General features: G+C 71.3%; 6 protein-coding genes. 2 read left to right on the top strand and 4 right to left on the bottom strand.

The window, feature by feature from the left end; translation table 11 throughout:
• Window positions 1-15: 15 nt before the first annotated feature.
• From HPA01S_RS22255 to HPA01S_RS22240, 4 genes are all read right to left on the bottom strand, one after another.
• Window positions 16-246: a DUF1289 domain-containing protein gene (locus tag HPA01S_RS22255; RefSeq protein WP_066273673.1), complete on the bottom strand. Its 231-nt coding sequence runs from the start codon at window positions 244-246 to the stop codon at window positions 16-18.
• An 8-nt stretch (window positions 247-254) separates the two neighbouring features.
• The gene (locus HPA01S_RS22250) at window positions 255-776 is read right to left on the bottom strand and encodes a YbaK/EbsC family protein (RefSeq protein WP_066273668.1); all 522 of its coding nucleotides are present in this window, start codon (window positions 774-776) and stop codon (window positions 255-257) included.
• 28 nt (window positions 777-804) lie between these two features.
• Entirely contained in the window at window positions 805-1449 is a 645-nt protein-coding gene (locus HPA01S_RS22245; RefSeq protein ID WP_066273662.1) for a LysE family transporter, read from the bottom strand.
• A gap of 92 nt (window positions 1450-1541) precedes the next feature.
• Window positions 1542-2558, bottom strand: a complete 1017-nt coding sequence (locus tag HPA01S_RS22240; RefSeq protein ID WP_066273660.1) for an Ldh family oxidoreductase — start codon at window positions 2556-2558, stop codon at window positions 1542-1544.
• Window positions 2559-2769: 211 nt separating this feature from the next.
• Between HPA01S_RS22240 and HPA01S_RS22235 the strand changes: the two genes are divergently transcribed.
• Both HPA01S_RS22235 and HPA01S_RS22230 read left to right on the top strand, forming a co-directional pair.
• Entirely contained in the window at window positions 2770-3792 is a 1023-nt protein-coding gene (locus tag HPA01S_RS22235) for a tripartite tricarboxylate transporter substrate binding protein (RefSeq protein WP_066273658.1), read from the top strand.
• Window positions 3789-4367, top strand: a 579-nt coding sequence (locus tag HPA01S_RS22230; RefSeq protein ID WP_066273653.1) for an RBBP9/YdeN family alpha/beta hydrolase, incomplete at its 3' end; no start/stop codon positions are given. The genes HPA01S_RS22235 and HPA01S_RS22230, both read left to right, overlap by 4 nt.

The following is a 4367-nucleotide window of genomic DNA, read 5'->3' as shown; positions in this document are numbered from 1 at the left end:
CAGGGGGGAGTTCCCTCACCTTTGCCTTGCTTCGATGCGCTGCCAGATCTGCAGCTTGGTCTCGTCGCTGGCGCGGCTCCAGATGCTGATCTCGTCCAGCGTGCGGAAACAGCCCTTGCAGCCGCTCATGGCCTCGTCCATCTCGCAGACCGAGATGCAGGGCGAGGGCACGCCGGGCATGCTGGACGTCATGCCGGCGCGTCGGCGCGCGGCTTGCAAGTTGACGATGGGCCGGGGCAGGTTCATGGCCGGGCTCAGGCAGCGGCGCTGGCCGCGACCGTGACGTCGTGCACCGGAGCACCGGTCAGCGCGTGCAGCTCGGCGGGGCTCAGGCGGAACACCGCGTGCGGGTGGCCGGCGGCGGCCCAGATTTCGTCGAAGCGCGACAGCTGCGCGTCGATCAACGTCACCGGTGCGGTGGCGTGCGCCAGTGGCGAGACGCCGCCGATGGAGAAGCCGGTGCGCGCCTTGACGAAGTCGGCGTCGGCACGGCCGAGCTTGCCGCCCTCGGCGCAGACGATGGCCTGCACCTTGTGTTCGTCCACGCGCAGGTCGCCCGAGGTGATGACGAGCACCGCCACGTCGTCGCTCTTGCGGCGGAAGATGATGCTCTTGGCAATCTGGCCCAGCGACACGCCCAGCGCATCGGCGGCCTGCTGCGCGGTGCGCGCGGCGCCGTCGAGCATCACCGGGGCATGGGCGTGGCCGGCGTCCTGCAGCACACGCGCCACACGTTGCACGGTTTCGGGCAGGGTCTGCAATTCAGCACCACACATGTCTGGATTCACTTTCAGGGAAGAACACTCAGGCCGCGCGTTTGACCAGCAGCAGGCTCGCGCCCATGGCCATCAGCACGCCGCCGAACACGCGGTTCTGCGCGCGCCGGGCCCGCGCCGTGGCCAGCCAGCGCTGCGCGCGTGACGCCAGGAAGGCGTAGCCGTGCATCACCACCAGGTCCACCGCCACGGTGGTGACCAGCAGGATCAGCAACTGCAGCCCGAGGCCACGCGCCGGGTTGATGAACTGCGGCAGCACCGCCACCATGAAGACGATGCCCTTGGGGTTGGTCACGTTGGTGAAGAAGCCCATGGCAAAACGCTCGCGCGCCGAGGGCTCACCGGCCGCCTGTGCGGACGCGGCCTCGCCGGCCACCGGCACCACGCCCACCCGCGCGCGCCACTGCTTGAAGCCGAGCCAGATCAGGTAGGCGGCACCGGCGAACTTCACCACGGTGAAGGCGGTGGCCGAGGCCAGCAGCAGGGCACCGACCCCGACGCCGGCCACCAGCAGGATCACCGCCAGGCCGAGCTGCAGGCCGGCGATGGTGGCGCTGGTTTTCTGCACGCCGTAGGCCAGGCCGTGCGTCATCGACAGCACCGCACCCGAACCGGGCGAGAGCGCGATGGCCCACGATGCCGCGAAGTAGGCCAGCCAGAGGTGAAAGTCCATGGGGTCAGCGGAACAAAAAGGAGGTCCGCCATGATGCCACCACGCCCGGGGCGGCGGCGCCCGCGCGCGACATGGCCGTGTTCAGGCAGCGGTCACGCAACGCCGGGGGCCGCGGCCAGCTGCTGCAGCTTGTGCCAGAGCACCTCGGGAATCTCCACGCCCGAGGCTTCGTGTTCGCGCTGGCGGCTGAAGCGCTGCGCGCCGGGCAGGCGCACGTTCGGGTCTTCGAGCATCACGTCCACCAGGCATTCGATGCGCGAGAAGTAGGTTTCCTGCCCGGCGAGCGCGGCCGGGTCGATCAGCAGGAACACCTGGCCGACGCGGGGCGCGCGGCCCTCGTCGTCGAGCAGGGAATCGGCCTCGAAGCCGAAGTGCGAGCCGGTCAGCGTGCCGACCAGCAGGTCGATCACCAGCGACAGCAGCGTGCCCTTCACACCACCGGCCGGCACCATGGAACCGGCCAGGCCGGCCTGGGGGTCGGTGGTGGGCTGGCCGTCGGCGTCCAGTGCCCAGCCGAGCGGGATGGACTTGCCCTCGCGCGCCGCCACCACCAGCTTGCCGCGCGCCACGTTGGACAGCGAGAGGTCGATCAGCAGCGGGTCGTGCCCCGCGCGCGGGAAGGCGGCGGCAATCGGGTTGGTGCCGAACAGCGGCCGCTTGCCACCCCAGGCCGGCATGGCCGCGGGCGAGTTGCCCAGCGCCAGCCCCACCAGCCCGGCCTCGGCCACCGGCCGCAGGTGGTAGGCCGCGGCGCCGAAGTGGTGGCTGTTGGCCACCACCGCAAAGGCCACGCCCTGCTGCCTTGCCAGTTCGATGCCCTGCTGCACCGCCAGGTGGCAGGCCGGGTAGGCCAGGCCCTGGCCGGCGTCGATCATCAACACCGCGCCGTGCTGGCGCAGCACCCTGGGCTCGGCCTGGCCATTGGCGCGGCCGTTGCGCAGGTGGGCGGCGTAGGCCGGGATGCGGGTGACGCCGTGCGAGGCCAGGCCTTGCAGGTCGGCCTCCACCAGGGCGGTGGCGGTGAGGCGGGCCATGGTGTCGTTGGCGCCGGCGGCGCTCAGCGCCTGGCAGGCGGTGTCAAACAGGTCGGAGCGGGAGAGAAGGGTCACGGGGAAATCGCAGACGGAGAGGAAGGGAGCAGGAGGGTGCGGGCAAGCGGCGCCACGGCGTGGGCCAGAGCCTGGCAGCGGATTGGGCCATGGGCCCGGCGCGCCGTTCCCAACGATTTTCTTCTAACGATATGTAGTTCCATTCGTTTTGTTTCTGAGGCGGGTTTTCTACATTGCGGCGTTTCGCCCGATCCACCGCCCGAGACTTTTGATGACATCCTCCGCCCGCACCCCCTCCTCTTCTTCCGACCTGGCCGGCCGCCGCCGCCTGCTGGCCGCCCTGGCGGCCAGCCCGCTGAGCCTGGCCCTGCCGAGCGCGTTCGCGCAAAACGCCAAGGGCCTGGGCGACAAGCCGCTGCGCCTGATCGTGCCCTTCCCGGCCGGTGGTGGCGTGGACCTGTTCGCGCGCCCGCTGGCGCCGGCCCTGTCCGAGGTGCTGGGCGTGCCGGTGCTGGTGGAGAACATCGGCGGCGCGGCCGGGCGCATCGGCACCCAGCGCGTGGCCCAGGCCGCGCGCGACGGCCACACCCTGCTGCTGACCAACGACACCCTGGTGGCCTCGGACGCGGTGGCCGGCGCCGACACGCTGCTGCCGCAGCTCAAGCCAGTGACGCTGGGCATCTCGTCCTGCAACCTGTTCGTGACGCACCCGAAGTCGGGCATCACCGACCCGGCCAGCTACCTGCACCAGCTGAAAGCGCAGAACGGCCAGCTCACCATCGGCGTACCCGGCTGGGGCACGGCACACCACCTGACCAGCGCGGCGCTGAACCATCAGCTCGGCGTGTCGGCCGGCTACGTGCCGTACCGCGGTGGCGCGCCGCTCATTCAGGATCTGCTCAACGGCACCCTCAGCGCGGGTGTGGTGACGCTGGCGGCCGCGGTGGCCCACATCCAGGCCGGCACGCTGGTCGGCATTGCCGTCACCAGCAAGACCCGCGCACCCGCCCTGCCCAAGGTGCCGACGCTGGACGAGAGCATCGCCCCCGGCTTCCTGCACAAGACCTGGCAGGGCATCCTGGCCCCGGCCGGCACGCCCGATGCCATCACCGCGCAACTGCACGCGGCCATCGTGCAGGCCATCAAGAGCCCACGCGTGCAGGAGGTGCTGCCCTCGCAAGGCTTCGACACCGAAGGCCTGCCCGGTGCCGATTTCGCGCCGCTGCTCGCGAGCAGCCTGCGCAACTTCCAGACCGTGGTGAAAGCCACCCACATCCAGGCGGCACAGGGATGAGCGCCGCAGCCATCACGACGACCACCGCCGACGTGCTGGTGCTGCCCGGCCGCGGCAACTCGCCCGCCGCGCACTGGCAGACCCACTGGGAAGCTGCAGACCCCGGCCTGGCCCGCGTGCTGCAGCGCGAATGGCTCACGCCCCGGCGCGACGAATGGGTGCGCACGCTGGCCGAGGTGCTCGCGGCGCGCAGCACGCCCGCCGTGCTGGTGGCGCACTCGCTGGCGGTGAGCCTGGTGATCCACCTGGTGGCCGCCTGGCCCTCGCTCTACCCCGGCAAGGCCTTGCCGGTGCGCGGCGCCCTGCTGGTGGCACCGAGCGACGTGGAAGCGGCGGACTACCCGCCGGGCCCGGTCGGCTTCGATCCGCTGCCGCTGGCGCCCCTGCCCTTCCCGAGCATCGTGGTGGCCAGCACCGACGACCCGCGCGTCACGCTGGAGCGTGCGCGTTTCTTCGCCACGGCCTGGGGCGCGCGGCTGGAGATCGCCGGTGCGCTCGGCCACATGGGTTCGGATTCGAACCTGGGCGACTGGCCGCAGGCGAAGCGCTGGTTGGAGGAGGTGAGGCTCCCCCTG

The organism is Hydrogenophaga palleronii NBRC 102513 (genome assembly GCF_001571225.1).
Lineage (GTDB): Bacteria > Pseudomonadota > Gammaproteobacteria > Burkholderiales > Burkholderiaceae_C > Hydrogenophaga > Hydrogenophaga palleronii.
Note: the sequence above shows the minus strand (reverse complement) of the source record. Positions and strands in the feature narration are given on the sequence as shown.

Coding starts and splice junctions, on each gene's coding strand:
- HPA01S_RS22255 (WP_066273673.1), bottom strand. CDS start 246: ATGAACCTGCCCCGGCCCATCGTCAACTTGCAAGCCGCGCGCCGACGC.
- HPA01S_RS22250 (WP_066273668.1), bottom strand. CDS start 776: ATGTGTGGTGCTGAATTGCAGACCCTGCCCGAAACCGTGCAACGTGTG.
- HPA01S_RS22245 (WP_066273662.1), bottom strand. CDS start 1,449: ATGGACTTTCACCTCTGGCTGGCCTACTTCGCGGCATCGTGGGCCATC.
- HPA01S_RS22235 (WP_066273658.1), top strand. CDS start 2,770: ATGACATCCTCCGCCCGCACCCCCTCCTCTTCTTCCGACCTGGCCGGC.